Below are 23403 nucleotides of genomic sequence, written 5' to 3' on the forward strand. Positions count from 1 at the left end.
TAATTACCCAAAGATCCCTTGCTGTGACAGTGAGAATCGCGTAAAACTGTCAGCCGCTCAATGGCTACGAAAATAGAACATTATGTTTCAGGACAACCCGCTGCTAGCGCAGCTTAAACAGCAACTGCATTCCCAGACGCCGCGTGCAGAAGGGGTCGTAAAAGCCACGGAAAAGGGCTTTGGCTTCCTTGAAGTTGACGCGCAGAAAAGCTACTTCATTCCGCCACCGCAGATGAAGAAAGTGATGCACGGCGACCGCATCACTGCCGTTATTCATACCGAGAAGGAACGTGAATCCGCCGAGCCGGAAACATTGATCGAACCGTTCCTGACCCGTTTCGTCGGCAAGATCCACAGAAAAGACGATCGTCTTTCTATCGTTCCAGACCATCCCCTGCTGAAAGATGCCGTTCCTTGCCGCGCCGCGCGTGGTGTTGAGCATGATTTTAAAGAGGGTGACTGGGCCGTAGCAGAAATGCGCCGTCATCCTCTGAAAGGCGATCGCGGTTTCTATGCCGAACTCACGCAGTTCATCACCTTTGGCGACGACCATTTCGTGCCGTGGTGGGTGACGCTGGCACGCCATAATCTTGAAAAAGAAGCGCCAAATGGCGTCGCGACAGAGATGCAGGACGAAGGTCTGGCACGTCGCGATCTGACCGCACTGGAGTTCGTCACCATTGACAGCGCCAGCACCGAAGATATGGACGATGCGCTGTTTGCTGAAGAGAGCGCCGATGGCAAGCTGCATTTGACCGTTGCCATTGCTGACCCTACCGCGTGGATTGTCGAAGGCAGTAAGCTGGACGATGCGGCAAAAATTCGCGCGTTCACCAACTATCTGCCTGGCTTTAACATCCCGATGTTGCCGCGCGAACTGTCTGACGACCTCTGCTCGCTGCGGGCGAATGAAGTGCGTCCGGTGCTTGCCTGCCGTATGACCATCGCCGCTGATGGTACGATTGAAGACGATATCGAATTCTTTGCCGCAACCATCGAATCGAAAGCCAAACTGGCTTATGACGACGTATCAGACTGGCTGGAGAACACCGGCAGTTGGAAGCCGGACTCAGACGCCATCGCTGCACAGATCCGTCTGCTGCATCGCATCTGCCTGAACCGTGGCGAATGGCGTAAAACCCATGCGCTGGTCTTCCGCGACCGTCCGGATTATCGCTTTGTTCTGGGTGAAAAAGGTGAAGTGCTGGATATCGTGGCCGAACCGCGTCGCATTGCGAACCGCATCGTTGAAGAAGCCATGATTTCTGCCAACATCTGCGCCGCACGGGTACTGCGCGACAAACTGGGCTTCGGCATTTATAACGTCCACACGGGCTTCGATCCGGCGAATACCGAAGCACTGGCCACCCTGCTGAAAAACCACGATGTGCATGTTGACCCGGAAGAAGTTCTGACGCTGCAGGGCTTCTGCAAACTGCGCCGTGAGCTCGACGCTCAGCCGTCCGGTTTCCTGGATAGCCGCATTCGTCGGTTCCAGTCCTTTGCTGAAATCAGCACGGAACCTGGCCCGCACTTCGGCCTGGGTCTGGATGCCTACGCAACCTGGACCTCCCCGATCCGTAAGTATGGCGATATGGTTAACCACCGCCTGCTGAAAGCGATTATCAAAGGTGAAACCGTTGCGCGTCCTCAGGATGACACCACCCTGCAGATGGCCGATCGCCGCCGCCTGAACCGTATGGCAGAACGTGACGTTGGTGACTGGTTGTATGCCCGCTTCCTGAATGACAAAGCCGGTACCGAGACCCGCTTCCCTGCTGAGATCATTGATATCAGCCGTGGTGGCATGCGTGTACGCCTGGTGGATAACGGTGCTGTTGCCTTTATCCCTGCACCGTTCCTGCATGCTGTCCGCGATGAACTGACCTGTAGCCAGGAAAACGGTACCGTGCAAATCAAAGGTGAAACGGTTTATAAAGTCACTGACGTGATTGACGTAAACATTGCCGAAGTCCGCATGGAAACCCGCAGTATTATCGCGCGCCCTGTCGCCTGATAACCTGTTAAAATGTTGGCCCTTTCCATTAAGATTGGGCCAACATTTTCTGTTTTTCCCCCGCACAACGAAAACATCATTTTTTCTTACTATTTTCAATCTCCAGTCACCCAAAATCGCCAGAGTTATCTACAGTAAAAGAGTGTCGTAATGTTCGTTTACGTGAATTTTTATACGTTGAGTATCCTTTTTTACCCGAGTCGTTTTAATATAAGAAAATAGGGAAAAACAATAAGTTCACTTCGGTTTTGCCGCTCTTTTACTACGGAAAAGTCGACTGCCGATGAATATTTTTTGCGCTAACGAGCAGCCGCAGGAGAGAATATGATGGACGATCTGGAGCAGAATTTGCTGTTTCGTTACATGGGCACTCACAGCCCCTGGTGGCGACTGACAGCGGACAGCAATGCTCTGCATCTGGCCGCCAGCGAAAATACCGATGTCATTCAGGTGGTCGCACTCACTGATGAGCAAGCGGATCTTATTCGCCAGCTGACGGTTATTACTTCCAGTATCACAATGTCACTTTCTCTGTACGGGGCAGATGTCCCTGTGCATCTCGTTGGCCGTAAAATCAGTAAAAAAGAGTGGGCTGGCACGGCCTCCGCCTGGAATGACACCCCTTCTGTCGCCCGCGATCTGGTGCAGGGCCTCTCATTTGCCGAACAGGTTGTATCAGAAGCCAACTCCGTCATTGTTATCCTCGATCAGCATGGCAATATTCAGCGTTTCAACCGTCTGAGTGAAGAGTACACCGGTCTGAAAGAGCAAGAAGTCATTGGTCAGAACGTGTTTAAGCTGTTCATGAGCCGCAGCGAAGCGGCTGCGTCTAAACGTAATATTACCGGTTTCTTTCGTAACGGCAGTTCCTACGAAGTTGAGCGCTGGATCAAAACGCGCAAAGGGCAAAGATTGTTTCTGTTCAGAAACAAATTTGTGCACAGCGGCAGCGGTAAAAATGAAATTTTCCTTATCTGTTCAGGTACCGACATTACGGAAGAACGCCGTGCCCAGGAGCGCCTGCGCGTGCTGGCCAACACTGATACCATTACCGGGTTGCCAAACCGGAATGCCATTCACGAACTGATTTCTGATGCCATCGACGCCCGTGGGGAAAATCAGGTCGGCGTGGTGTACCTCGATCTGGATAACTTCAAGAAGGTCAACGATGCCTACGGGCATATGTTTGGCGACCAGTTGTTGCAGGCTGTTGCCCTCGCCATCCTCAGCTGTCTGGATGAAGGCCAGGTACTGGCGCGACTCGGCGGCGATGAGTTTATTGTCATGGCGACAGAAACGTCACAGAGCTCTCTGGAAGCGATGGCGTCGCGTATTCTGACCCGTCTGCGTCAGCCGTTCAGAATCGGTCTGATTGAAATTTACACGGGCTGTTCGCTGGGTATCGCCCTGGCTCCACAGCACGGTAACGATCGGGAAAGCGTTATCCGTAATGCGGATACCGCCATGTATACCGCAAAAGAGAATGGTCGGGGCAAGTTCTGCGTTTTCTCACCAGAAATGAACCAGCGCGTTTTTGAATATCTCTGGCTGGATACCAACCTGCGTAAGGCACTGGATAACGATCAGCTCCTGATCCACTACCAGCCTAAAGTGACCTGGCGCGGTGAAGTCAGAAGTCTTGAAGCATTGGTGCGCTGGCAGTCACCAGAGCGTGGGCTGATCCCTCCGCTGGAATTTATCTCGTATGCCGAAGAGTCCGGCCTGATTGTGCCGCTTGGTCGTTGGGTCATGCTTGACGTGGTTCGGCAGGTGGCTAAATGGCGTGACAAGGGCATTAACCTGCGCGTGGCGGTGAACGTCTCTGCGCGGCAGTTGGCCGATCAAACCATTTTCAGCGATTTAAAGCAGGCGCTTAAGGATCTGAATTTTGAATACTGCCCTGTCGACGTTGAGTTGACCGAAAGTTGTCTGATCGAAAACGAGGAGCTGGCGCTCTCTGTGATCCAGCAATTCAGCCAGCTTGGCGCACAAATTCATCTGGACGATTTTGGTACCGGGTATTCCTCCCTTTCACAGCTGGCGCGGTTCCCCATTGATGCCATCAAGCTCGACCAGTCTTTTGTCCGGGATATTCATAAGCAATCGATCTCGCAATCTTTGGTGCGGGCCATTGTGGCCGTTGCGCAGGCGTTAAACCTGCAGGTTATTGCCGAAGGTGTGGAAAGTGCAAAAGAAGACGCCTTTCTGACGAAGAACGGCGTCAACGAACGACAGGGTTTCTTGTTTGCTAAGCCAATGCCCGCTGCCGCATTCGAGCGATGGCTAAAACGTTATCAGTCGCGAAAGATGCGTTAGCTGGCTTTGCGTAATCCCGCCGCATGATGGCGGTTTTGCAGCATAACGAGGCGCTCCATATAGGCGATGTCTTTAGGTTCGAGGCAGAACGCGGCATCGACCCAGTCTTCCGTAATATCCATCAATTCGCTGCGAGGCAGTTGCAGAACGCGAGTACGGGCACGCAACATTGCCCTTACACCGTTCAGTTTCGGCAGCAGCGTATCAATAAACGTACGTACGGAGACATAGCCCTGCCCAGGTTCAAACAGCACATCCACTAACCCATGCTGTTCGTACCATTCTGCCGTATGAGACTCCCCTTTATAGATGAGTTCCTCTGCCAACTTCATGCCTGAACGACGTGCAACCAGCGAATACCCCCCCATGCCCGGGAACAGGTTAAAGGCAATTTCAGGGAAGCCTAAGCGGGCATCGCGCTGGGCCAGAACAAAATGGTGCGCCAGAGCGGCCTCAAACCCACCGCCTAACGCACTTCCTTCGACCATCGCCAGTGTGATAGCACCCGTATCAAACCCCCGTGAAGCCGCATGTACGCAATCGACACAGGCTCGGGCATACGCACGTAACGCTTCCCGACGCCCGTTCTGAATGCAGTCCACGAAAAACTGCAAGTCTCCACCTGCATTGTACATATCCGGTACGAGCGACCCGGTTACCCAAAAATCGACAACAAAACCGGATTGCCGTACCAGCCAGGAGAGGTTCATGATCTCCTCAATCAATGCATGGTTAAAACAAGGTCGTGGCTCCGCCCGCAACATCATCCAGACCGTGCGACGTTCCGCCTCATAATAGCCTGCCAGCTGAGTGAAACGTTCAGCATCGGTAAACAGCGTACAGGTAGATTGGTTAATAACTGTCATAGTCTAATTCCTCATATAAAAAAGCGCCTTGCGCGCAGTTTTAGACTAATCCACTCATTAAGCCCGCTGCATGAGAGGAGATAAAATTATCACTTTCATTTATGTAATTTAGTTATTGCATTTTTTTCCCTTCTCTTTTGAATCCATTTTCTGCATCATTGAAAATATTAACTTTTCGCGCCTGAGGTGAGATTATGGCTAACATTGATACACTAACCGTGGCACAACGTATTGATACGGTGCTGGATATACTGGTTGCAGGTGATTATCACTCTGCGATCCGTAACCTTGAGATCCTGAAATCAGAGCTTCTGGCGCAAAATGGCAGCGAAATTACAGCTGAAAACACACAGCCCAAAGCCCCGTGGGAAGTGTAATCACACCGTTTCCGACCTCGTTTCGCTTTATTAAATGGATGCTATGAATTCCCGACAACAAATTATTTTGCAGATGGTCATCGATCAGGGACGCGTGAGCGTGGTCGATCTCGCCAAAACAACAGGTGTTTCTGAAGTCACAATCCGTCAGGATCTCAATCTTCTGGAAAAACAGAGCTACCTGCGTCGTGCGCATGGCTATGCCGTCCCACTCGACAGTGAGGACGTTGAAACGCGCATGATGAACAACTATGCCCTGAAGCGAGAACTGGCAGAGTTTGCTGCGTCTTTAGTGAGCAATGGCGAAACGGTCTTTATTGAGAATGGCAGCTGCAACGCTCTTCTGGCGCGCACACTTGCCGATCAAAAAAACGTCACTATTATCACCGTCAGTAGTTATATTGCGCATTTGCTCAAGGAGACGCACTGCGAAGTGATTCTGTTGGGTGGGATCTACCAGAAAAAAAGCGAGAGCATGGTTGGCCCACTCACTCGTCAGTATGTACAGCAGGTACATTTCAGTAAGGCCTTCATCGGCATTGACGGCTGGCAACCAGAAACAGGTTTCACCGGCCGGGATATGATGCGCTCGGATGTGGTTAACGCCGTGCTGGAAAAAGAGTGTGAAGCCATTGTGCTTACCGACAGTTCAAAATTTGGTGCGGTTCATCCCTACATGATGGGGCCGATATCTCGCTTTAGTCGCGTCATTACCGACGATCGCCTGAGCAATGACCACCGTCATCAACTCGAACGTGATGGCCTTATTGTCGACATTATTAAGAAATCGTCCTGAAGCTCTTTTGCGCCTGAATTCCGGGCGCACCCTCCCCCTCGTCTGAGATAATTCTCATCCCTCCTTTAAGAGTTTTTACCTGTTTAATCTACCTCAAAGACGTAGAATTATTATTAGCGATATAACAGGAAGTGACTATCACCTGCGTGATTATGTACACCTGCGCGACCAGCTTTCACGGGAACGGATTTTAAGTATGCAGCTTGTCTATACTTAAAGGGTACTCCTTTCTGTGAATCGATAATTCAGGAGAACGTATTATGTCTTTAACCAGCAAAAAATTAGCCGCCGCTGTTCTGGCCATCACCGTAGCAATGTCCCTGAGCGCGTGCTCTAACTGGTCTAAACGCGATCGTAACACCGCCCTTGGTGCCGGCGCGGGCGCTCTCGGTGGCGCAATATTAACAGATGGTAGTACGCTGGGCACATTAGGTGGTGCAGCTGTCGGTGGTATTATCGGTCACCAGGTGGGCAAATAACCACTAAAACGCCTCCACCGGCATAAAGATATATATTGAGCACATTGCAGGTCTGACTTACGCACGTAAAAAAAAGAGCCTCGGTATTAACCGGGGCTCATTTATTTTAACCACCTGCCAGTTTTACTTTCATACCTTTGGCTTCAAGCAACGATTTAATTAAATCACGCTTATCACCCTGTATTTCGATAATACCGTCTTTCACGGCACCGCCGCATCCGCATTTCTTCTTCAGCTCTGCCGCCAGCTTTGCCAGTTCCGCGTCATCCAGATCAAGACCGGAGAGCAGACACACGCCCTTTCCTTTTCGGCCGCTGGTTTGGCGCTGAATGCGAACGATGCCATCCCCCTTCGGGCGTTCCGTTTTCGCTTTCGGCTCATCAATGCGTCCGGTTTCGGTTGAATAGACCAGACGGCTGTTAGAATCGGTCATTACGCCCCCTTTTTCAGTGAGGCGTTGATAGCCTTAAGCGTCTCTGCCGGGTTTGCTGATTGCGTCACCGGACGCCCAATCACCATATAGTCTACGCCTGCAGCCATTGCCTGCTCAGGCGTCATAATACGGCGCTGATCGCCAATTTCGCTGCCCGCGGGACGGATCCCCGGCGTCACCAGTTTGAAATCCTGGCCCAGCTCTTTTTTGAAGCGCACTGCTTCCTGTGCCGAACAGACGACACCATCAAGACCGCAATTTTGCGCCAGACGCGCCAGACGTTCTGCATGCTCAGCAGGTGACAACGTCACACCCAGATCGCGTAAATCACTTTCATCCATACTGGTCAGCACGGTCACCGCAATCAGTAAAGGTGCATCGTTGCCAAACGGTACAAGCGCCTCACGGGCGGCCGTCATCATTCTCGCCCCACCCGATGCATGAACGTTCACCATCCATACGCCCAGCTCAGCGGCAGCGGCAACGGCGTGCGCCGTTGTGTTCGGGATATCATGGAATTTCAGGTCGAGGAAAACGTCAAAACCGCGCTGTTGCAGATCGCGAACGATTTGCGGACCAAATAGCGTGAACATTTCTTTGCCCACTTTCAGGCGGCAGTCGCGAGGATCAATACCGTCGACGAAGGCCAGCGCGGCGTCACGCTTATTGTAATCGAGAGCAACAACAACAGGAGAATCGGTAACTACGCGGGAAGCGGAGGAAGTAACAGACGTCATGACCAGCCCTTTTCGTCTATGGGCGCGCAGCGGCGCGGAACAGATAAACGGCCAGCATTCTACCTGCCAACGCCGCAAATTGACAGAATCGATTTTCTTTCCTGCCAGGCTGAGTTCCGCACGGAACCGAACGGTCTTTAAAAAACCATCAGTATGTTGTAACTAAAATAAAGTGTTTTTAAAAACTATTGCCCGTCGAGGCCGCGTATTGGCTTAATCGTCGACCATGCCCGGCATGACGGACAGTGCCAGTACAGCGTATAGGCAGTAAAACCGCACTTCTGGCAGCGGTATCGTGGTTTGCTGCGTACCTGCTCGCCGACCATGTCACGCAGTACCATCAGGCTCTCTTTGGCGCGCCCTTCTTCTGCGTCGTTCAGGTGGTAATCCATCAGCTTATGGAAGACCCGCATGGTTGGATGGCGCTGCAGCTGACGGGTGATGTAGACCTGCGCAGTGTCACTGCCTTCATGCTGCTCAACCACGTCAGAGAGCATCAGTTCGGCCGTTGCACCGGTATTTTCTTCCACACAACGACGCAGGAACGTGACCCACTCATCCTGTTTATCCAGCTGTTGATAGCAGGTTTGCAGCATTTCCAGTGTTTCACTGACCAGCTCTTTATCCTGGTCGATGACCCGTAACAGGTTTTCAACGGCTTTGGCAAACTCGCCTTTCGCCATAAAGACGCGCCCCATCATAATGGAGATGCGCGCGCTATTGCGATCTGCGGCGGCCCCTTTCTTCAGCAACGTCATGGCTTTATCCATGTCGTCGTTGCCCATTTGCTGCAGAGCAAGCTCACAGTAGAAATGCGCTATCTCAACGCGCTGCTTGTCTTTCCCCAGCTTCACCAGCCGCTCGGCGGTATCAATGGCTTTCTGCCAGTCACTGGTGGCCTGATAAATCTGCAGCAATTGCTGCAGAGCGCTGATGCGGAAATCAGTTTCATCCACCAGCTGTGAGAACATGTCTTCAGCACGATCGTACAACCCCGCTGCCATGTAGTCCCGGCCCAGCTGTTGCACCGCCAGCAGACGCTGTTCGTAGGTTAACGAGGCACTTTCCATGAGGGTCTGGTGAATGCGGATGGCGCGGTCAACTTCTCCGCGAGAGCGGAACAGGTTTCCCAGGGTGAGATGCGCTTCAACGGTGCCGGTGTCCTCTTTCAGCATGTCGAGGAACAGGTCTACCGCTTTGTCCTGTTGATTGCTCAGGAGGAAGTTCACCCCCGCAACATAGTCGCGGGAGAGCCGGTTGGCTTCATCCTGTTTTGTTTGTTGCGCACTTCTGCGACCCATATACCAGCCATAGGCTGCAGCTACAGGCAGAAGCAGAAACAACAACTCGAGCATATTCGATTATTCCTTGACTACCGGTACACCAGAGCTTTCCGGAACGTCGGACGCAGGCGCAATGTGATGTTCGAGTCGTTTAATTTTACGTTCAGCGCGTACAAGAGAAACACGGGTTTTCAGCCAGAACAGGCCACAAACCAGCCAGCCGATGGCAAAACCCGCCGCGAATAAGACAGCAAGCAGGCTCGACACCCGATACTCGCCCTGCGCCAGCAGATAATTAAACGTCACCAGTTGATCGTTTTGTGCGCCCAGCGTGACTGAAATGACAAAAATCGCCAACACCAGTAAGAAAATGAGTAAATATTTCACATTACTTCCCGTTATGTGGTTCAAGCGAATAAAGTGTGTTCAACTCACCGTAATCAGTCTTATAAACTACCATTTTAGTGACGGGCGCGAAACGGAAAAAGTGACACGCCAGTCATGGATTTATGGGCAAAAGACGTAATATCAACCTTCACACCCCGGTTTGTTCCCTTTCGGCGATTTCTTGCTTCTCTTCCGGAGGTGGAGTCAGTGGCCCGCAGAGCCGTTCAGCAAGCCACGTCGCAAACGTCACCAGCACCCAGGAGATGAGCGTCGCCACGATCAGATCACGCGGCCAGTGCATCCCCAACAGTAAGCGGCTTCCCATCACTGCCGTTGCCCAGGCCAGTAACACCGCGATGGTTAGCGTCCGACGACGCGGCCACAGTAGCCCAACCCCAAGCAATGCCCAACTGGCTGCAAACATGGTATGTCCGGAAGGAAACGCAAATCCGGTTTCTTTTTGCCAGTGCTTACGTAAAAATTTCGGAATGTCGTGTTGTTCTGCAAGCTGCTCTTTGACCAGATCCGCGCGATCTTTACGCTTTAAATTGTAGAACGCATCAACCGGGATATCGTGTGCTTTTTCCAGCCAGACAACAAAAGGACGCGGTTCCTGAACGTGATCTTTCACCCAGGATTTCACGCCCTGGCCAACCAGGATAGCCACGCCGAGAATGACAAAAAGCATCAACGCCGGGCGTAGTCGAAAACGCAGACACCACAGAAACCAGACACAGAGCAGCACATGGGTGATAATCCCCCACGGTTGCGTGACCGTTTCGGTGACCCAGTACAATGATTTAAGCCACAAGGCATTTTGCCCGGGCTGCCACATCCAGCCTGATATCCACACAGCCAGAGGCATAATAAGTAAGATGGCCGCGCCCGCTGCCGTTCGTCTGGCGATTGAAAGCATGTCTTCTCCTTTTTCGCTAAGCGTCACAATCATAACTGAATTTCACTGGATGCGTGGAGATGTCGGATCGTGCGTTTAACGTTCGTATAGCATGGCGGCAATTAGGCGAACACGCTGAGCTTGTGGCAAAATGAACAGATACAAAAAGCCAAACAGGCGAAAGGCACGAAACGTGTCAGCCTACTCTGGAGAATCACATGCAGCTTAAACGTGTGGCAGAAGCCAAACTGCCAACCCCCTGGGGCGATTTCCTGATGGTGGGTTTTGAAGAACTGGCAACCGGGCAGGATCACGTCGCCCTGGTGTTTGGTGACATTTCAGGACAAACGCCGGTTCTGTCCCGCGTTCACTCGGAATGTCTGACCGGTGACGCCCTGTTCAGCCTGCGCTGTGACTGCGGTTTCCAGCTTGAAGCCGCGCTGTCGCATATTGCTGAGGAAGGCCGTGGGGTGTTGCTTTATCATCGTCAGGAAGGCCGTAACATTGGCCTGCTGAATAAAATTCGCGCCTACGCGTTGCAGGATCAGGGTTACGATACCGTTGAGGCTAACCACCAGCTTGGTTTTGCCGCTGACGAGCGTGATTTCACCCTGTGTGCAGATATGTTCAAGCTGCTCGGCGTGGATGAAGTCCGCCTGCTGACGAACAACCCGCGCAAAGTGGAGATCCTGACAGAAGCCGGTATCAATATCGTTGAGCGCGTACCGCTGATTGTCGGACGTAATCCGAAAAATGCGCACTACCTCGATACCAAAGCCGCCAAAATGGGTCACCTGCTGAGCGAGTAATCCTTGTTAATGCCCGGCCACGCCGTTGCGCGCCGGGCATATCCTGTTAATTCAGCATGTTACGAATCACATAATGTAAAATGCCGTCATTCTGGTAATAGGTCAGCTCTGTTGCCGTATCGATGCGGCACCGACACTCCAGCACCTCCGTTTTCCCCCCGACGCGCGTGAGCGTCACAGGAACCGTTTTACCTGGCTGCAGGTTCTGCAGACCGCTAATATCAATCTGTTCTTCTCCGGTCAGCCCCAGTGTTTTACGGCTGACACCCTGCGGGAACTCAAGCGGCAGGATCCCCATCCCGATCAGGTTTGAACGGTGAATACGTTCAAAAGATTCAGCAATAACCACCCGTACCCCCAACAACCGGGGTCCTTTCGCAGCCCAGTCACGGCTGGAGCCTGAACCGTACTCCTTCCCGGCGATGACGGCCAGCGGCGTGCCTTCCTGTTGATACCTGACTGCAGCATCGTAAATCGCAACGACCTCCGTCCCCGGTAAATGACGCGTCATACCACCTTCCACCCCCGGTACCATTTCGTTACGGATACGGATATTGGCAAACGTCCCGCGCATCATCACTTCGTGGTTACCACGGCGTGAACCGTAGGAGTTAAAGTCCCGCCGTTCCACGCCATGGCTTTGCAGGTAGCGGCCTGCCGGACTGTCGGCTTTGATACTCCCCGCCGGTGAAATATGATCCGTGGTGACGGAATCCCCCAGCATCGCCAGAATGCGCGCACCGTGAATATCCTTAAGAGGCTCAGGCTGCACCTGCATTTCATCAAAGAACGGCGACAGGCGGATATAGGTTGAATCGTCCTGCCAGTCGTAGGTATCGGAACCGGCCACGTTAATGACTTTCCACTCCGGCGTACCTTCAAACACCTCTGCGTACTCTTTATGGAACATCGCGGTAGATACCTGCTCAACGGCGCGGGCGATCTCCCGGGAAGACGGCCAGATATCCTTGAGATAGACGGGGTCATTATTGCGGTCGTGACCAATCGGATCGGTCACCAGGTTGATATTCATGTTCCCGGCCAGAGCGTAGGCCACAACCAGCGGTGGCGACGCCAGCCAGTTGGTTTTCACCAGCGGATGGATACGTCCTTCAAAATTTCGGTTTCCGGAAAGCACGGCACCGACGGTGAGATCACCTTGCTTAATTGCCGCTTCAATGGGTTCTGGTAGCGGGCCAGAGTTACCGATGCAGGTGGTACAACCGTACCCGACCAGGTTAAACCCCAGCTCATCGAGATATGGCGTGAGTTTGGCCTTCGCCAGGTAATCGGACACCACTTTCGACCCCGGAGCCAGAGAGGCTTTGACCCACGGCTGTGGTTTCAGCCCCAGCTCCACCGCTTTTTTTGCCAGCAACCCGGCGGCCATGAGTACGCTGGGGTTCGACGTGTTGGTACAGGAGGTAATGGCCGCAATCACAACGGCTCCTTCAGGGAGCTGGTACTGATGTCCGTTCATGACATAGTCGACCGGACGGTGGTCTTTTTGCGCGGCGTTCACTTCCAGTTCGTTACTGGCCGCAAATGCATTCGGCACATTGTTCAACGCAACGCGATCCTGCGGACGTTTTGGCCCGGCCAGACTTGCCTCTACCGTCCCCATGTCCAGCTCAAGGGTGCTGGTGAATACCGGTTCATCGCCAGGATTGCGCCACATACCCTGCGCTTTGGTGTAAGCCTCTACCAGTGCCACCTGTTCTTCACTGCGGCCACTCAGGCGCAGGTACTCCAGCGTTACGCCATCAATCGGGAAAAAGCCGCAGGTTGCACCGTATTCCGGCGACATATTCGCGATGGTGGCCCGATCCGCCAGCGGGAGCGAATCAAGTCCGTCGCCATAGAATTCAACGAACTTACCCACGACGCCGTGCTGGCGCAGCATCTGGGTCACGGTCAGCACCAGATCGGTTGCGGTGATCCCTTCAGAGAGTTTGCCTGTGAGCTTAAAGCCCACCACATCGGGAATGAGCATCGATACCGGTTGCCCCAGCATCGCCGCTTCGGCCTCAATTCCTCCGACGCCCCAGCCTAAAACGCCCAGGCCGTTGATCATGGTGGTATGTGAATCAGTGCCTACCAGCGTATCAGGATAGGCTACCCACTCTTTATCCTGCAGCTCACTCCAGACGGCTTTGCCCAGATATTCGAGGTTCACCTGATGACAAATCCCGGTGCCAGGTGGAACAACGCGGAAACGGCTGAATGCCTGTTGCCCCCACTTGAGGAAGACGTAGCGCTCGTGGTTACGTTCCATCTCCAGGCGAACGTTCTCATCAAAAGCATCGTCGTCGCCAAAGCGATCCACAGTCACGGAGTGGTCAATCACGAGATCAACGGGGGATAGCGGGTTAACTTTCGCCGTATCGCCGCCCAGGCGCTTAACCGCTTCACGCATCGCGGCTAAATCAACAACGGCAGGAACACCGGTAAAGTCCTGCATCAATACCCTTGCCGGGCGATAGGCAATTTCTCTGTCAGCATGAGCATCCTTTAGCCACCCTGCCAGAGCGTGAATATCCTCGGCGGTGACGGAGTCACCATCCTGCCAGCGTAAGAGGTTTTCCAGCAGAACTTTCAAAGACTTGGGTAAACGCGAAATGTCTCCAAGCGTTTGGGCTGCCCGCGACAGGCTATAGTAGTGCCAGGTTTTATTTTCGGCCTGCAACGTGTCCTTACTGGCTTCGCGTAGGGTTAACGACATAAGCTCCTCCATAATTACAGGGATACCCTGACAATCATCAGGGCCGTAATTAAAGATAACACAAAGATGTCGTAACGTTTTGATAACAACCCAAATGGACAAATTTTGGAGTGGCTCAAAGTGGGTATAAAACAAAAAACCCCGCCGTAGCGAGGTTTTACAATTTAGTGGAAGGCCAGCCAGAGAAGCTGACACCAGAAGAGAATCGACACTGAGAACACACCGATCCACGACCAGTATTTGAGCGTTGTCATGTTATTCATCGCAGGGACACCAGACTTTATTTATTAAAGGTTCTGAGGTCTGCCCTCAGTTCTATATTGCTGATGTGTATTTATTAAAGAGTACAAAAGCACAGAGACATTATTCAAACTATTTGCATCGTTACGCAATAAACTAAATTATTGTTTTTTGGGCTCGTCTTCCGCGAACACATCAATAAAGGCTTGCTGCTGCGGCGTCAGTGTCCAGGACTCGGGTACAGTGGTCGCAGGTGTCTTGCGAGTTTTGCGACCATTGTCACGATGCTGACGCATTTGCTTTACCGTTTCTGCACGTACAGTCACTGCCATATTCAACCCCAATATTTCCAGGCCATGAGAGCAACCACCACCCAAAACAGGGCAGAGAGAAGGAAAGTCGCCAGCCAGGCTTTACGCTTGAGCGCAGGATCCCTTTGCGGCCCTTTACTTTCTGAAGATGGTGCTGACCTCATACAATCGACATCGCTTATCATTTAGAGACCAAATAATTGGTATAAGTAATCATCTGTTGAGATAAATCCTAAAGAAACTTTAGCCGAAAAGCCAGTGAATTTACGTATCCGATCGGAGGAAATATTCAATCTTTTGACCAGAAATAAATAATTGAAAAGAATTATTTGCGAACCCCCAATTTACTTTCTACTTTTGTCGCAAATTTGCGACAGTATAACCTTAAAAATAAAATGGGTTATGACATTATATGGCAGTGGGTTACAGATGATGATAATTCTGATTAGCATTAAAAAGTTATTTCGGTATCTTTGCGTGGGGGAAAGATACCGGGAGTGATTATTTAGCCGGAAGCTTAATGTCTTTAAACATTTCTTCGATATCTTCATTGGAACGCAATGCCACGGCCGTATCGACCACGTCACGCGTTAAATGCGGTGCAAAGCGCTGAATAAAATCATACATATAGCTACGCAGGAACGTGCTGCGGCGGAAACCAATCTTGGTGGTGCTATGGCTGAAAATATCATGCGCATCAAGACGCACCAGGTCCGGATCAGAGACAGGATCAACCGCCATGCTGGCAATAACGCCCACGCCCAACCCAAGCCGCACATATGTCTTAATGACGTCAGCATCCGTTGCGGTAAAGACGATACGCGGCGTTAACCCTGCCCGATTAAATGCCGTATCAAGCTCAGAGCGTCCGGTAAAACCGAAGGTATAGGTGACTAACGGATATTGCGCCAGCTCTTCAATAGTGACCGCCCCTTTACCCGCCAGCGGGTGATCGGGCGTCACCACAATAGAACGGTTCCAGTGGTAGCACGGCAGCATAACCAGATCGTCATACAGGTGGAGCGCTTCTGTCGCGATGGCGAAATCCGCATTGCCCTTTGAAACAGCTTCTGCGATTTGCGTCGGAGACCCCTGATGCATATGCAACGACACGCGCGGATAACGCTCAATAAAGCCCTTAATCACACCAGGTAGCGCATAACGGGCCTGAGTATGGGTAGTGGCAATATACAGAGAACCTTTATCCGGCCAGGTATGTTCGCCCGCAACAGACTTAATCGCATCAACTTTGGAAAGGACTTCCCGTGCGATCCGAATAATTTCCTGCCCTGCCGGAGTCACCTGCGTGAGGTGCTTACCGCTACGGGCAAAAATCTGAATACCTAACTCGTCCTCCAGCATGCGAACCTGCTTGCTGATGCCGGGCTGCGAGGTATAAAGCCCCTCGGCGGTAGAAGAGACGTTAAGGTTGTGATTCACCACCTCAACGATATAACGAAGCTGCTGTAGTTTCATGCCAGACCATCCGATTTAGCGCATGCGGTCAATCGCTTAAGACGATTTGATAATAAGAAATGGGTTAACTATAACCACTATATCATTTATAGCCTGACTGTATAGTACGGAACCAAAAATAATAACAACGTAATAAAAAAGGGCCGGAAGTCCGGCCCTTTTACAGGTAAGTTACGGTAAGTGAAGGTTATTTTTTACCTTCCACCCATTTACCGTCAACAAAGAACGCTGACCAGCCGGTCGCCTTGCCCTCTTTCTCCGCAGCGACATACTGCTGCTTCGTTTTACGGCTAAAACGCACAACGGTCTTATTACCTTCAGGATCCTGCTGTGGCGCATCGGCCAGATAACGCAGTTTCTCCGGCAGGCGATCGCGGAAGCGATGCAGCTCCTCGACCAGCGGTGCGCGGGTTTCACGCGATTTCGGGAAGGTGTTAGCGGCGAGGAAGACCCCGGCAGCGCCATCACGCAATACGAAATACGCGTCTGACTTCTCGCACGGCAGCTCTGGCAACGGAACCGGATCTTCCTTCGGCGGAGCAACTTCGCCATTACGCAGGATCTTACGCGTGTTCTTACACTCGTCGTTGGTACACGCCATGTATTTACCGAACCGCCCCATTTTCAGGTGCATTTCGGAACCACACTTCTCGCACTCAACAATCGGGCCGTCATAGCCTTTAATGCGGAACTCGCCCTCTTCAATCTCATATCCATCACACGTCGGGTTATTACCACATACGTGCAATTTACGTTTTGGATCGATCAGGTAGCTGTCCATTGCCGTGCCACATTTCTGGCAGCGACGCTTGGCGCGCAGCGCGTTGGTTTCCGCATCGTCGCCTTCCAGCACGTTAAGAACTTCGTTCTCGGGTACCAGGTTAATGGTGGTTTTGCAACGCTCTTTCGGTGAAAGTGCATAGCCGGAGCAGCCCAGGAATACCCCCGTTGTTGCGGTACGGATCCCCATCTTACGGCCACAGGTTGGGCAATCGATGCTGGTCAATACCATCTGGTTTGGCAGCATTCCACCCTCTTCAGGATCTTTCTCAGCTTTATCAAGCTGATTGGTAAAGTCGCTGAAGAAGCTGTCGAGTACCTTTTTCCATTCCGCCTGGTGGCTGGCAACCTGGTCGAGGCTGTCTTCCATTTGCGCGGTGAAATCGTAGTTCATCAACTCACGGAAGTTCGCTTCCAGACGGTCGGTGACGATTTCACCCATTTTTTCAGCATAGAAACGACGGTTTTCAACCCGGACGTAACCACGATCCTGAATGGTCGAAATAATCGACGCATAGGTAGATGGACGGCCAATACCGCGTTTTTCCAGCTCTTTAACCAGTGATGCTTCGCTGAAGCGCGCAGGTGGTTTGGTGAAGTGCTGTGCCGGGATCAGGTCAACCAGAGACAGTTCATCACCTTTGTTTACCGCAGGCAGCGTTCTGTCTTCGTCGCCTTTACGCAGCGCAGGCATAACTTTCGTCCAGCCGTCGAAACGCAGAATACGGCCACGCGCTTTCAGGCGGAAATCCCCCGCGCCAACGGTCAGGGTGGTGGAGTCATACTGCGCAGGCGTCATCTGGCACGCCACAAACTGACGCCAGATCAGCTGGTACAGTTTCTGCGCGTCGGCTTCCATATCCTTCAGTGATTCAGCCAGTACGGAAACGTCAGAAGGACGAATCGCTTCGTGCGCTTCCTGAGAGTTCTCTTTACTGGCGAACTGATTTGCGTTTTCCGGCAGGTATTTCTTACCGAAATTATCGCTGATATAACCGCGCACCATGTTGACCGCGTCCTGGCTCAGGTTTGTGGAGTCAGTACGCATATAGGTGATGTAACCCGCTTCATACAAGCGCTGCGCCATCATCATGGTTTTCTTCACGCCATAACCCAGACGCGTGCTTGCCGCCTGTTGCAGCGTAGAGGTAATAAACGGTGCGCCAGGTTTGCTGCTGGTCGGTTTGTCTTCACGCTCCAGTACCTGATAACGCGCTTTTTCCAGCAACGCCACTGCGGCCATCGTCTGGTCGCGGTTTTCAGGACGGAAAGGCTTGTCGTTCTGATGGCTTACCTGCAGCGGTAAAGCATCGCCGCCCGGCGTGGTGACATTGGCATCCACTTCCCAGAACTCTTCCGGGACAAATGCTTTAATTTCACGCTCACGCTCAACCACAAGGCGTACGGCAACAGACTGCACACGCCCGGCAGACAAGCCACGGGCAATCTTTTTCCACAGCAGTGGAGAAACCATATAACCCACAACACGGTCCATAAAGCGACGTGCCTGCTGTGCGTTTACACGGTCAATATTCAGTTCACCTGGCTTCTCAAATGCCTGACGAATTGCATTCTTCGTAATTTCGTTAAACACTACGCGGCTGTAGCGTTTGTCGTCACCCCCGATCACTTCCCGCAGGTGCCATGCAATGGCTTCCCCTTCGCGGTCAAGGTCGGTTGCGAGATAGATATGGTCTGCTTTTTCAGCAAGCTGTTTCAGCTCGTTAACGACTTTTTCTTTCCCTGGCAGCACTTCATATTGTGCATCCCAGTCATGCCACGGGTTTACACCCATGCGGTTGACAAGCGCGCTACGTTCATCCTTTTTAGGCTTTTTAGCCCCTTTGGTGGAGGTAGAGTCTGCGCTCTTTTTGCTGGCTGAGCCACTGGTCGGCAAATCGCGGATATGACCCACGCTGGACTTAACCACGTAGTCATTACCCAGATACTTATTGATCGTTTTGGCTTTTGCCGGGGACTCAACGATGACGAGAGCTTTACCCATGTTCACCTTTACCTAATTTAATTCTTCCAGGAATACGCCGCATGTTGATTTCCCTTCCGCTGACGACGAGCCATTGATATAGCGGCTGTGCCAGGGGATATCAACCCCTTTGTCTTACCAGACGTCACACAATTAACGCCCAGGTGATTGAGTTATCGGGTATTTTTTTACAGCAAATATAATTCGTGACGAATTCCCGGTCGAATGTCAAGCAATTCTGTTGCCAGAATGACGAAAGCGCACACTGTACCTGATAAAATTCGTTACGCAACTTTATTAGCATGCAAAAGCAAATCCTGCCAGCCTGGCCCCTGCTCCTTACCCCCTCACATTACAGGGAAAATTTGCCCCCAAAGCGCCCTCGGCGTAGACTATCGTCACTGTTTAAGGAGTGGATTATGCAGAATACGACCCAACCGATTGACCGAGCCTCTCTGCTTATCGAAGCAAACAAACTGATTCGCAACCATGAGGACACCCTGGCGGGCATTGAAGCCACTGGCGTGGAACAACGTAATGGCGTGCTGGTTTTCAGCGGCGAATACTTCCTTGATGAACAGGGTTTGCCTACCCCGAAAAGCACCGCCGTGTTTAACATGTTTAAATACCTGGCACATACGCTTTCAGAGAAGTATCACCTGGTCGATTAATGCAAAACGCGAGGCAAATGCCTCGCGTTTTTGTTTACAGCAGCGGTTTTTGTCCGCGTTGCAACCAGCGTAACAGAAGGCGATCCGCGCTCTCTGCCGCGCTATTGGTAAAGCGGTCAAGCAGTCGTTTACGCTGGGTAAAGCGTACACCAATAAGCTCACGGCCTTCCATCAGGTTCAGCAGCAGATCGTCACTGGTGCCAACCTCATCCACCAGCCCTTTCTCCTGCGCCTGAGTGCCGTACCAGTGTTCACCCGTTGCTACCTGCTCAATATCGAGCGCCGGACGCATCTGGTGCACAAAATCTTTAAAGAGATGGTGTGTTTCGTTAAGGTCTTCGCGGAATTTTTGACGCCCCTCTTCCGTATTTTCACCCAGCAGCGTCAGAGTGCGCTTGTACTGACCCGCCGTGTGCAGCTCAATGTCAATTTCCTTACTCTTCAGGAAGCGGTTGAAGTTCGGAATTTGCGCGACGACGCCGATGGAGCCAATAATGGAGAACGGTGCCGCCACAATTTTGTCCGCCACACAGGCCATCATATAGCCACCGCTCGCCGCAACTTTATCCACCGCAATGGTCAGCGGGATCTGTTTTTCACGCAGGCGCTGGAGTTGCGAGGCCGCCAGCCCGTAGCCGTGAACCACACCACCAGGGCTTTCAAGACGCACAACCACCTGATCCTGAGGTTTGGCCACGGCAAGCACGGCCGTGACTTCTTCGCGCAGGGATGACACTTCATGTGCATCCATACTGCCTTTAAAGTCGAGCACATAAACGCGGGGTTTTGCCTCGCCCTGCGGGGCGTTAAGCTTTGCTTTCGCCTTAGCGACTTTAGCTTCCTGTTTGTGCTTTTTCTTCTGCACCTTATGCCACAATTTCTGCTGATGGCTGTCGAGCAACGCCAGTGACATATCTTCCTGCATCTCTTTATATTGTTCGCTCAGGCGAGTAATGCGTAACTCACCACGCTGACGCTTGCGCTGTGTCAGGTTGACAATCAGAGCGGCGATCGCCGCGATGGCAATCACCACCGTCACGATTTTTGCCAAAAACAGCCCATATTGAGAAAGTAATTCCACGCGTTTCACCTTGATTTAACCACGATTCTTTCACGGCAGTGTACAACAGCCCTGCTCATGCGTCTCGCTCGTGACATTACCTCTGCGAGCCGCCTTCAGGAATCCCCTGATTCTGGTTTAAATATTTGCAAATTGTTAATTTCACAGTAATGCGTCCTGTAGACTGATTGAATTCTCATGCTAATTCGGGCATAAAGCCGAAAAGTCATAAAAGAAGGCGCAATCGCCGCTCAGTGCGCCAGAGGAGTCACCGTGCATTATCAACCGCAAAAAAATCTGCTGCAGAACCGGATCATTCTTGTCACTGGTGCCAGTGACGGTATTGGTCGCGAGGCTGCCCTGACGTACGCTGAGTATGGCGCGAGCGTCATTCTGATTGGCCGTAACGAAGAAAAACTAAAAGGTGTAGCGCAAGACATTACCGCTGCAGGTGGCATTCCTGCCCGCTGGTACACGCTCGATTTACTGACCTGTACGCCAGCAACGTGTCAGGAACTGGCGCAACGTATCAGCGCACACTATCCACGTCTGGACGGGGTGCTGCACAACGCCGGTCTGTTGGGAGAGGTACGCCCAATGGATGAACAAGATCCTGATATATGGCAGCAGGTGATGCAGGTCAACATCAACGGCACATTTTTCCTGACCCAGGCATTGCTTCCTTTATTACTCCGTTCCGAATCCGGCTCACTGGTCTTCACCTCCTCCAGCGTCGGGCGCGAGGGACGCGCAAACTGGGGGGCTTATGCTGTCTCAAAATTTGCCACTGAAGGGATGATGCAGGTGCTGGCGGAGGAGTATCAGAGCCGTCATCTGCGCGTAAACTGCATTAACCCGGGTGGAACACGAACGAAGATGCGGGCTAACGCCTTCCCCACGGAAGATCCGCAGAAACTGAAGACCCCGGCAGATATTATGCCGCTCTATCTCTGGCTGATGGGTGACGACAGCCGCCGCAAAACAGGGATGACCTTTGATGCCCAGCCAGGCCGTAAACCGGGGATTTCGCAATGAGTGAAGAACGTCATCAGCAACGCCAACAGCGCCTGAAAGAACAGGTCGATGCCCGCGTCGCTGCCGCCCAGGACGAGCGTGGGATCATCATCGTCTTTACCGGCAACGGCAAAGGCAAAACTACCGCCGCGTTTGGCACTGCCACACGCGCCGTCGGGCACGGACAAAAAGTGGGGGTGATCCAGTTTATTAAAGGCGAATGGCCCAACGGTGAGCGTAACTTACTGGAACCGCATGGCGTTGAATTTCAGGTGATGGCGACCGGGTTTACGTGGGATACCCAGAACCGGGAGACCGACACCGCTGCCTGCCTCGCCGTCTGGGAGCACGCCAAAAGAATGCTGGCCGACCCCGCACTTAACATGGTGTTGCTGGATGAAATAACCTATATGGTGGCCTATGACTATCTGCCGCTGGAGGCCGTACTGGACGCGCTGAAGAACCGTCCTGCGCATCAGACGGTAATCGTCACAGGGCGCGGATGTCATCGGGATATTCTGGAGTTAGCGGATACCGTCAGCGAATTGCGTCCGGTTAAACATGCGTTCGATGCAGGAATCAAAGCGCAAGCTGGCATTGATTACTAAAAAAAAGCCCGGTTACTTAACCGGGCTTTTATGCTTAACCGTTGTTGTTACGGCTGCCAGAACGGCGATTGCTGCTCACCTGGCTGTGGCGTTTCACCGCACGACGGATCTGATTCGCCTTCATTCGACGACGATCTTTCTCCACCGCCACTTTAGAGGTGGTTTCCGCCGTCAGTTCAACCAGCTCTCGCAGGTAGTTGGTCTGGGTGAGGTCCAGTTCGGTATAGCCGCCACGCGGCAGACCTTTTGGCAGCAGAATGTCGCCATAACGTACGCGGATCAGGCGGCTAACCTGCACGCCAACCGCTTCCCACAGACGACGAACCTCGCGATTACGGCCTTCTGTCAGGGTCACGTTGTACCACTGGTTAATGCCTTCACCACCGGTAAATTTGATGGTTTTGAACGCCGCAGGGCCGTCTTCCAGCTGAACGCCACGCGACAGGTCGCGCAGTTTATTTTCATCAACCTGGCCGAATACACGCACGGCGTATTCACGTTCAACTTCACGGCTTGGGTGCATCAGACGGTTTGCCAGTTCACCATCGGTGGTAAACAGCAGTAGACCGCAGGTGTTTACGTCAAGACGACCGACGGCAATCCAGCGAGCACCGCGCAGCTTAGGCAGACGGTCAAACACTGTCGGACGACCTTCCGGGTCATTACGGGTACACAACTCGCCTTCCGGCTTGTAGTAAGCCAGCACACGGCAGATCTGTTCAGCGGACTCTTTGACCGAGATTAGATGACCGTCGATACGGATCTTCAACCCCGGTACGATTTCTACGCGGTCACCCAGCGTGGCGATTTTACCGTCCACACTCACGCGACCTGCTTCAATAATGGCTTCGATTTCACGACGTGAGCCGTGGCCGGCGCGCGCCAGCACTTTCTGTAACTTCTCGCTCATTGAGCTTCCTCAGGTGTCGCCTTCACAGGCGTCTGGTATACTTTCAAAAACAACGAGTTAGCATCAATAACAACTTAACTCACTGATATGTAACTATTTCATGGTACACAGCATGGCAAACAATATGTCACACAAGCTGTCACACACAATGATTCGTGGGCGCACATACTACACTAACTTTAGACTAAATGATTCAACAAGTTTTCTGCGCTTAAGTCTCGGTACTGATAGC

General features: G+C 52.3%; 23 protein-coding genes. 9 read left to right on the forward strand and 14 right to left on the reverse strand.

What is annotated here, in order from left to right:
• Positions 1-82: 82 nt before the first annotated feature.
• Both ACJ9N4_RS10400 and pdeR read left to right on the forward strand, forming a co-directional pair.
• The gene (locus tag ACJ9N4_RS10400; RefSeq protein ID WP_411500454.1) at positions 83-2017 is read left to right on the forward strand and encodes an exoribonuclease II; all 1935 of its coding nucleotides are present in this window, start codon (positions 83-85) and stop codon (positions 2015-2017) included.
• Positions 2018-2341: 324 nt separating this feature from the next.
• The gene (gene pdeR, locus ACJ9N4_RS10405) at positions 2342-4333 is read left to right on the forward strand and encodes a cyclic di-GMP phosphodiesterase (protein ID WP_182271639.1); all 1992 of its coding nucleotides are present in this window, start codon (positions 2342-2344) and stop codon (positions 4331-4333) included.
• Here pdeR and ACJ9N4_RS10410 read toward each other — a convergent pair.
• A complete protein-coding gene (locus tag ACJ9N4_RS10410; protein WP_182271640.1) occupies positions 4330-5199 on the reverse strand; it encodes a crotonase/enoyl-CoA hydratase family protein in 870 nt (289 codons plus the stop codon). The two genes, pdeR and ACJ9N4_RS10410, sit on opposite strands and share 4 nt — an antisense overlap.
• 194 nt (positions 5200-5393) lie before the next feature.
• Between ACJ9N4_RS10410 and ACJ9N4_RS10415 the strand changes: the two genes are divergently transcribed.
• The 3 genes from ACJ9N4_RS10415 to osmB all read left to right on the forward strand — a co-directional run bounded on the left by ACJ9N4_RS10415 (position 5394) and on the right by osmB (position 6851).
• On the forward strand, positions 5394-5576 hold the full coding sequence (locus ACJ9N4_RS10415; RefSeq protein WP_182271641.1) for a hypothetical protein: 183 nt from the start codon (positions 5394-5396) through the stop codon (positions 5574-5576).
• 43 nt (positions 5577-5619) lie between these two features.
• Positions 5620-6372: a DNA-binding transcriptional regulator YciT gene (locus tag ACJ9N4_RS10420; protein ID WP_182271642.1), complete on the forward strand. Its 753-nt coding sequence runs from the start codon at positions 5620-5622 to the stop codon at positions 6370-6372.
• A gap of 260 nt (positions 6373-6632) precedes the next feature.
• A complete protein-coding gene (gene osmB / locus ACJ9N4_RS10425) occupies positions 6633-6851 on the forward strand; it encodes an osmotically-inducible lipoprotein OsmB (protein ID WP_182271643.1) in 219 nt (72 codons plus the stop codon).
• Positions 6852-6957: 106 nt separating this feature from the next.
• Here the strand turns inward: osmB and yciH are convergent, their stop codons facing one another.
• The 5 genes from yciH to pgpB all read right to left on the reverse strand — a co-directional run bounded on the left by yciH (position 6958) and on the right by pgpB (position 10607).
• The gene (yciH, locus tag ACJ9N4_RS10430; RefSeq protein ID WP_182271644.1) at positions 6958-7284 is read right to left on the reverse strand and encodes a stress response translation initiation inhibitor YciH; all 327 of its coding nucleotides are present in this window, start codon (positions 7282-7284) and stop codon (positions 6958-6960) included.
• Positions 7284-8021 (reverse strand): orotidine-5'-phosphate decarboxylase, encoded by a 738-nt coding sequence (gene pyrF, locus ACJ9N4_RS10435; protein ID WP_182271645.1) that lies wholly within the window; start codon positions 8019-8021, stop codon positions 7284-7286. Before pyrF ends, yciH begins: the two co-directional genes overlap by 1 nt.
• Positions 8022-8206: 185 nt before the next feature.
• A complete protein-coding gene (lapB, locus tag ACJ9N4_RS10440) occupies positions 8207-9376 on the reverse strand; it encodes a lipopolysaccharide assembly protein LapB (protein WP_182271646.1) in 1170 nt (389 codons plus the stop codon).
• A 6-nt stretch (positions 9377-9382) separates the two neighbouring features.
• A complete protein-coding gene (locus ACJ9N4_RS10445; protein WP_182271647.1) occupies positions 9383-9691 on the reverse strand; it encodes a LapA family protein in 309 nt (102 codons plus the stop codon).
• A 148-nt stretch (positions 9692-9839) separates the two neighbouring features.
• On the reverse strand, positions 9840-10607 hold the full coding sequence (gene pgpB, locus ACJ9N4_RS10450; protein ID WP_182271648.1) for a phosphatidylglycerophosphatase B: 768 nt from the start codon (positions 10605-10607) through the stop codon (positions 9840-9842).
• A gap of 197 nt (positions 10608-10804) precedes the next feature.
• Here pgpB and ribA point away from each other — a divergent pair, with 197 nt between their 5' ends.
• Positions 10805-11395: a GTP cyclohydrolase II gene (ribA, locus tag ACJ9N4_RS10455; protein ID WP_182271649.1), complete on the forward strand. Its 591-nt coding sequence runs from the start codon at positions 10805-10807 to the stop codon at positions 11393-11395.
• 46 nt (positions 11396-11441) lie between these two features.
• Here the strand turns inward: ribA and acnA are convergent, their stop codons facing one another.
• The 6 genes from acnA to topA form a co-directional block, all read right to left on the reverse strand.
• The gene (acnA, locus tag ACJ9N4_RS10460; RefSeq protein WP_395121490.1) at positions 11442-14117 is read right to left on the reverse strand and encodes an aconitate hydratase AcnA; all 2676 of its coding nucleotides are present in this window, start codon (positions 14115-14117) and stop codon (positions 11442-11444) included.
• Positions 14118-14281: 164 nt separating this feature from the next.
• Positions 14282-14380: a small membrane protein YmiC gene (ymiC, locus tag ACJ9N4_RS10465; RefSeq protein ID WP_230857801.1), complete on the reverse strand. Its 99-nt coding sequence runs from the start codon at positions 14378-14380 to the stop codon at positions 14282-14284.
• A gap of 138 nt (positions 14381-14518) precedes the next feature.
• Positions 14519-14689: a hypothetical protein gene (locus tag ACJ9N4_RS10470; RefSeq protein ID WP_182271651.1), complete on the reverse strand. Its 171-nt coding sequence runs from the start codon at positions 14687-14689 to the stop codon at positions 14519-14521.
• 2 nt (positions 14690-14691) lie between these two features.
• Positions 14692-14853: a YmiA family putative membrane protein gene (locus ACJ9N4_RS10475; protein ID WP_182271652.1), complete on the reverse strand. Its 162-nt coding sequence runs from the start codon at positions 14851-14853 to the stop codon at positions 14692-14694.
• A gap of 316 nt (positions 14854-15169) precedes the next feature.
• On the reverse strand, positions 15170-16144 hold the full coding sequence (gene cysB, locus ACJ9N4_RS10480) for an HTH-type transcriptional regulator CysB (protein WP_014170373.1): 975 nt from the start codon (positions 16142-16144) through the stop codon (positions 15170-15172).
• 187 nt (positions 16145-16331) lie between these two features.
• Positions 16332-18929 carry a type I DNA topoisomerase gene (topA, locus tag ACJ9N4_RS10485; RefSeq protein ID WP_182271653.1) on the reverse strand — a complete coding sequence of 866 codons (2598 nt, stop codon included), beginning with the start codon at positions 18927-18929 and terminating at the stop codon, positions 16332-16334.
• Positions 18930-19327: 398 nt separating this feature from the next.
• Here topA and ACJ9N4_RS10490 point away from each other — a divergent pair, with 398 nt between their 5' ends.
• Positions 19328-19579, forward strand: coding sequence for a YciN family protein (locus ACJ9N4_RS10490; protein ID WP_014070502.1), 252 nt, complete (start codon positions 19328-19330; stop codon positions 19577-19579).
• A 34-nt stretch (positions 19580-19613) separates the two neighbouring features.
• Here the strand turns inward: ACJ9N4_RS10490 and sohB are convergent, their stop codons facing one another.
• Positions 19614-20660, reverse strand: a complete 1047-nt coding sequence (gene sohB / locus ACJ9N4_RS10495) for a protease SohB (protein WP_182271654.1) — start codon at positions 20658-20660, stop codon at positions 19614-19616.
• Between the two features lie 252 nt (positions 20661-20912).
• Between sohB and ACJ9N4_RS10500 the strand changes: the two genes are divergently transcribed.
• Together ACJ9N4_RS10500 and cobO are read left to right on the forward strand one after the other, a co-directional pair.
• Positions 20913-21674: a YciK family oxidoreductase gene (locus ACJ9N4_RS10500; RefSeq protein ID WP_182271655.1), complete on the forward strand. Its 762-nt coding sequence runs from the start codon at positions 20913-20915 to the stop codon at positions 21672-21674.
• The gene (gene cobO, locus ACJ9N4_RS10505) at positions 21671-22261 is read left to right on the forward strand and encodes a cob(I)yrinic acid a,c-diamide adenosyltransferase (RefSeq protein WP_182271656.1); all 591 of its coding nucleotides are present in this window, start codon (positions 21671-21673) and stop codon (positions 22259-22261) included. The genes ACJ9N4_RS10500 and cobO overlap by 4 nt, the downstream gene beginning before the upstream one ends.
• 34 nt (positions 22262-22295) lie before the next feature.
• Here the strand turns inward: cobO and rluB are convergent, their stop codons facing one another.
• Positions 22296-23171 carry a 23S rRNA pseudouridine(2605) synthase RluB gene (gene rluB, locus ACJ9N4_RS10510; RefSeq protein ID WP_182271657.1) on the reverse strand — a complete coding sequence of 292 codons (876 nt, stop codon included), beginning with the start codon at positions 23169-23171 and terminating at the stop codon, positions 22296-22298.
• Between the last annotated feature and the right edge of the window lie 232 nt (positions 23172-23403).

The sequence above is a fragment of the Enterobacter sp. LM3 genome (assembly GCF_046622475.1).
GTDB lineage: Bacteria > Pseudomonadota > Gammaproteobacteria > Enterobacterales > Enterobacteriaceae > Enterobacter > Enterobacter cloacae_P.

What these genes read in the sequence shown, in the direction of transcription:
- pgpB (WP_182271648.1), bottom strand. Translation starts at nt 10,607, where the DNA reads ATGCTTTCAATCGCCAGACGAACGGCAGCGGGCGCGGCCATCTTACTT.
- ACJ9N4_RS10415 (WP_182271641.1), top strand. Translation starts at nt 5,394, where the DNA reads ATGGCTAACATTGATACACTAACCGTGGCACAACGTATTGATACGGTG.
- pdeR (WP_182271639.1), top strand. Translation starts at nt 2,342, where the DNA reads ATGATGGACGATCTGGAGCAGAATTTGCTGTTTCGTTACATGGGCACT.
- ACJ9N4_RS10475 (WP_182271652.1), bottom strand. Translation starts at nt 14,853, where the DNA reads ATGATAAGCGATGTCGATTGTATGAGGTCAGCACCATCTTCAGAAAGT.
- yciH (WP_182271644.1), bottom strand. Translation starts at nt 7,284, where the DNA reads ATGACCGATTCTAACAGCCGTCTGGTCTATTCAACCGAAACCGGACGC.
- ymiC (WP_230857801.1), bottom strand. Translation starts at nt 14,380, where the DNA reads ATGAATAACATGACAACGCTCAAATACTGGTCGTGGATCGGTGTGTTC.
- ACJ9N4_RS10400 (WP_411500454.1), top strand. Translation starts at nt 83, where the DNA reads ATGTTTCAGGACAACCCGCTGCTAGCGCAGCTTAAACAGCAACTGCAT.
- ribA (WP_182271649.1), top strand. Translation starts at nt 10,805, where the DNA reads ATGCAGCTTAAACGTGTGGCAGAAGCCAAACTGCCAACCCCCTGGGGC.
- ACJ9N4_RS10420 (WP_182271642.1), top strand. Translation starts at nt 5,620, where the DNA reads ATGAATTCCCGACAACAAATTATTTTGCAGATGGTCATCGATCAGGGA.
- rluB (WP_182271657.1), bottom strand. Translation starts at nt 23,171, where the DNA reads ATGAGCGAGAAGTTACAGAAAGTGCTGGCGCGCGCCGGCCACGGCTCA.
- cysB (WP_014170373.1), bottom strand. Translation starts at nt 16,144, where the DNA reads ATGAAACTACAGCAGCTTCGTTATATCGTTGAGGTGGTGAATCACAAC.
- ACJ9N4_RS10410 (WP_182271640.1), bottom strand. Translation starts at nt 5,199, where the DNA reads ATGACAGTTATTAACCAATCTACCTGTACGCTGTTTACCGATGCTGAA.
- osmB (WP_182271643.1), top strand. Translation starts at nt 6,633, where the DNA reads ATGTCTTTAACCAGCAAAAAATTAGCCGCCGCTGTTCTGGCCATCACC.
- lapB (WP_182271646.1), bottom strand. Translation starts at nt 9,376, where the DNA reads ATGCTCGAGTTGTTGTTTCTGCTTCTGCCTGTAGCTGCAGCCTATGGC.
- ACJ9N4_RS10470 (WP_182271651.1), bottom strand. Translation starts at nt 14,689, where the DNA reads ATGGCAGTGACTGTACGTGCAGAAACGGTAAAGCAAATGCGTCAGCAT.
- ACJ9N4_RS10490 (WP_014070502.1), top strand. Translation starts at nt 19,328, where the DNA reads ATGCAGAATACGACCCAACCGATTGACCGAGCCTCTCTGCTTATCGAA.
- cobO (WP_182271656.1), top strand. Translation starts at nt 21,671, where the DNA reads ATGAGTGAAGAACGTCATCAGCAACGCCAACAGCGCCTGAAAGAACAG.
- topA (WP_182271653.1), bottom strand. Translation starts at nt 18,929, where the DNA reads ATGGGTAAAGCTCTCGTCATCGTTGAGTCCCCGGCAAAAGCCAAAACG.
- pyrF (WP_182271645.1), bottom strand. Translation starts at nt 8,021, where the DNA reads ATGACGTCTGTTACTTCCTCCGCTTCCCGCGTAGTTACCGATTCTCCT.
- acnA (WP_395121490.1), bottom strand. Translation starts at nt 14,117, where the DNA reads ATGTCGTTAACCCTACGCGAAGCCAGTAAGGACACGTTGCAGGCCGAA.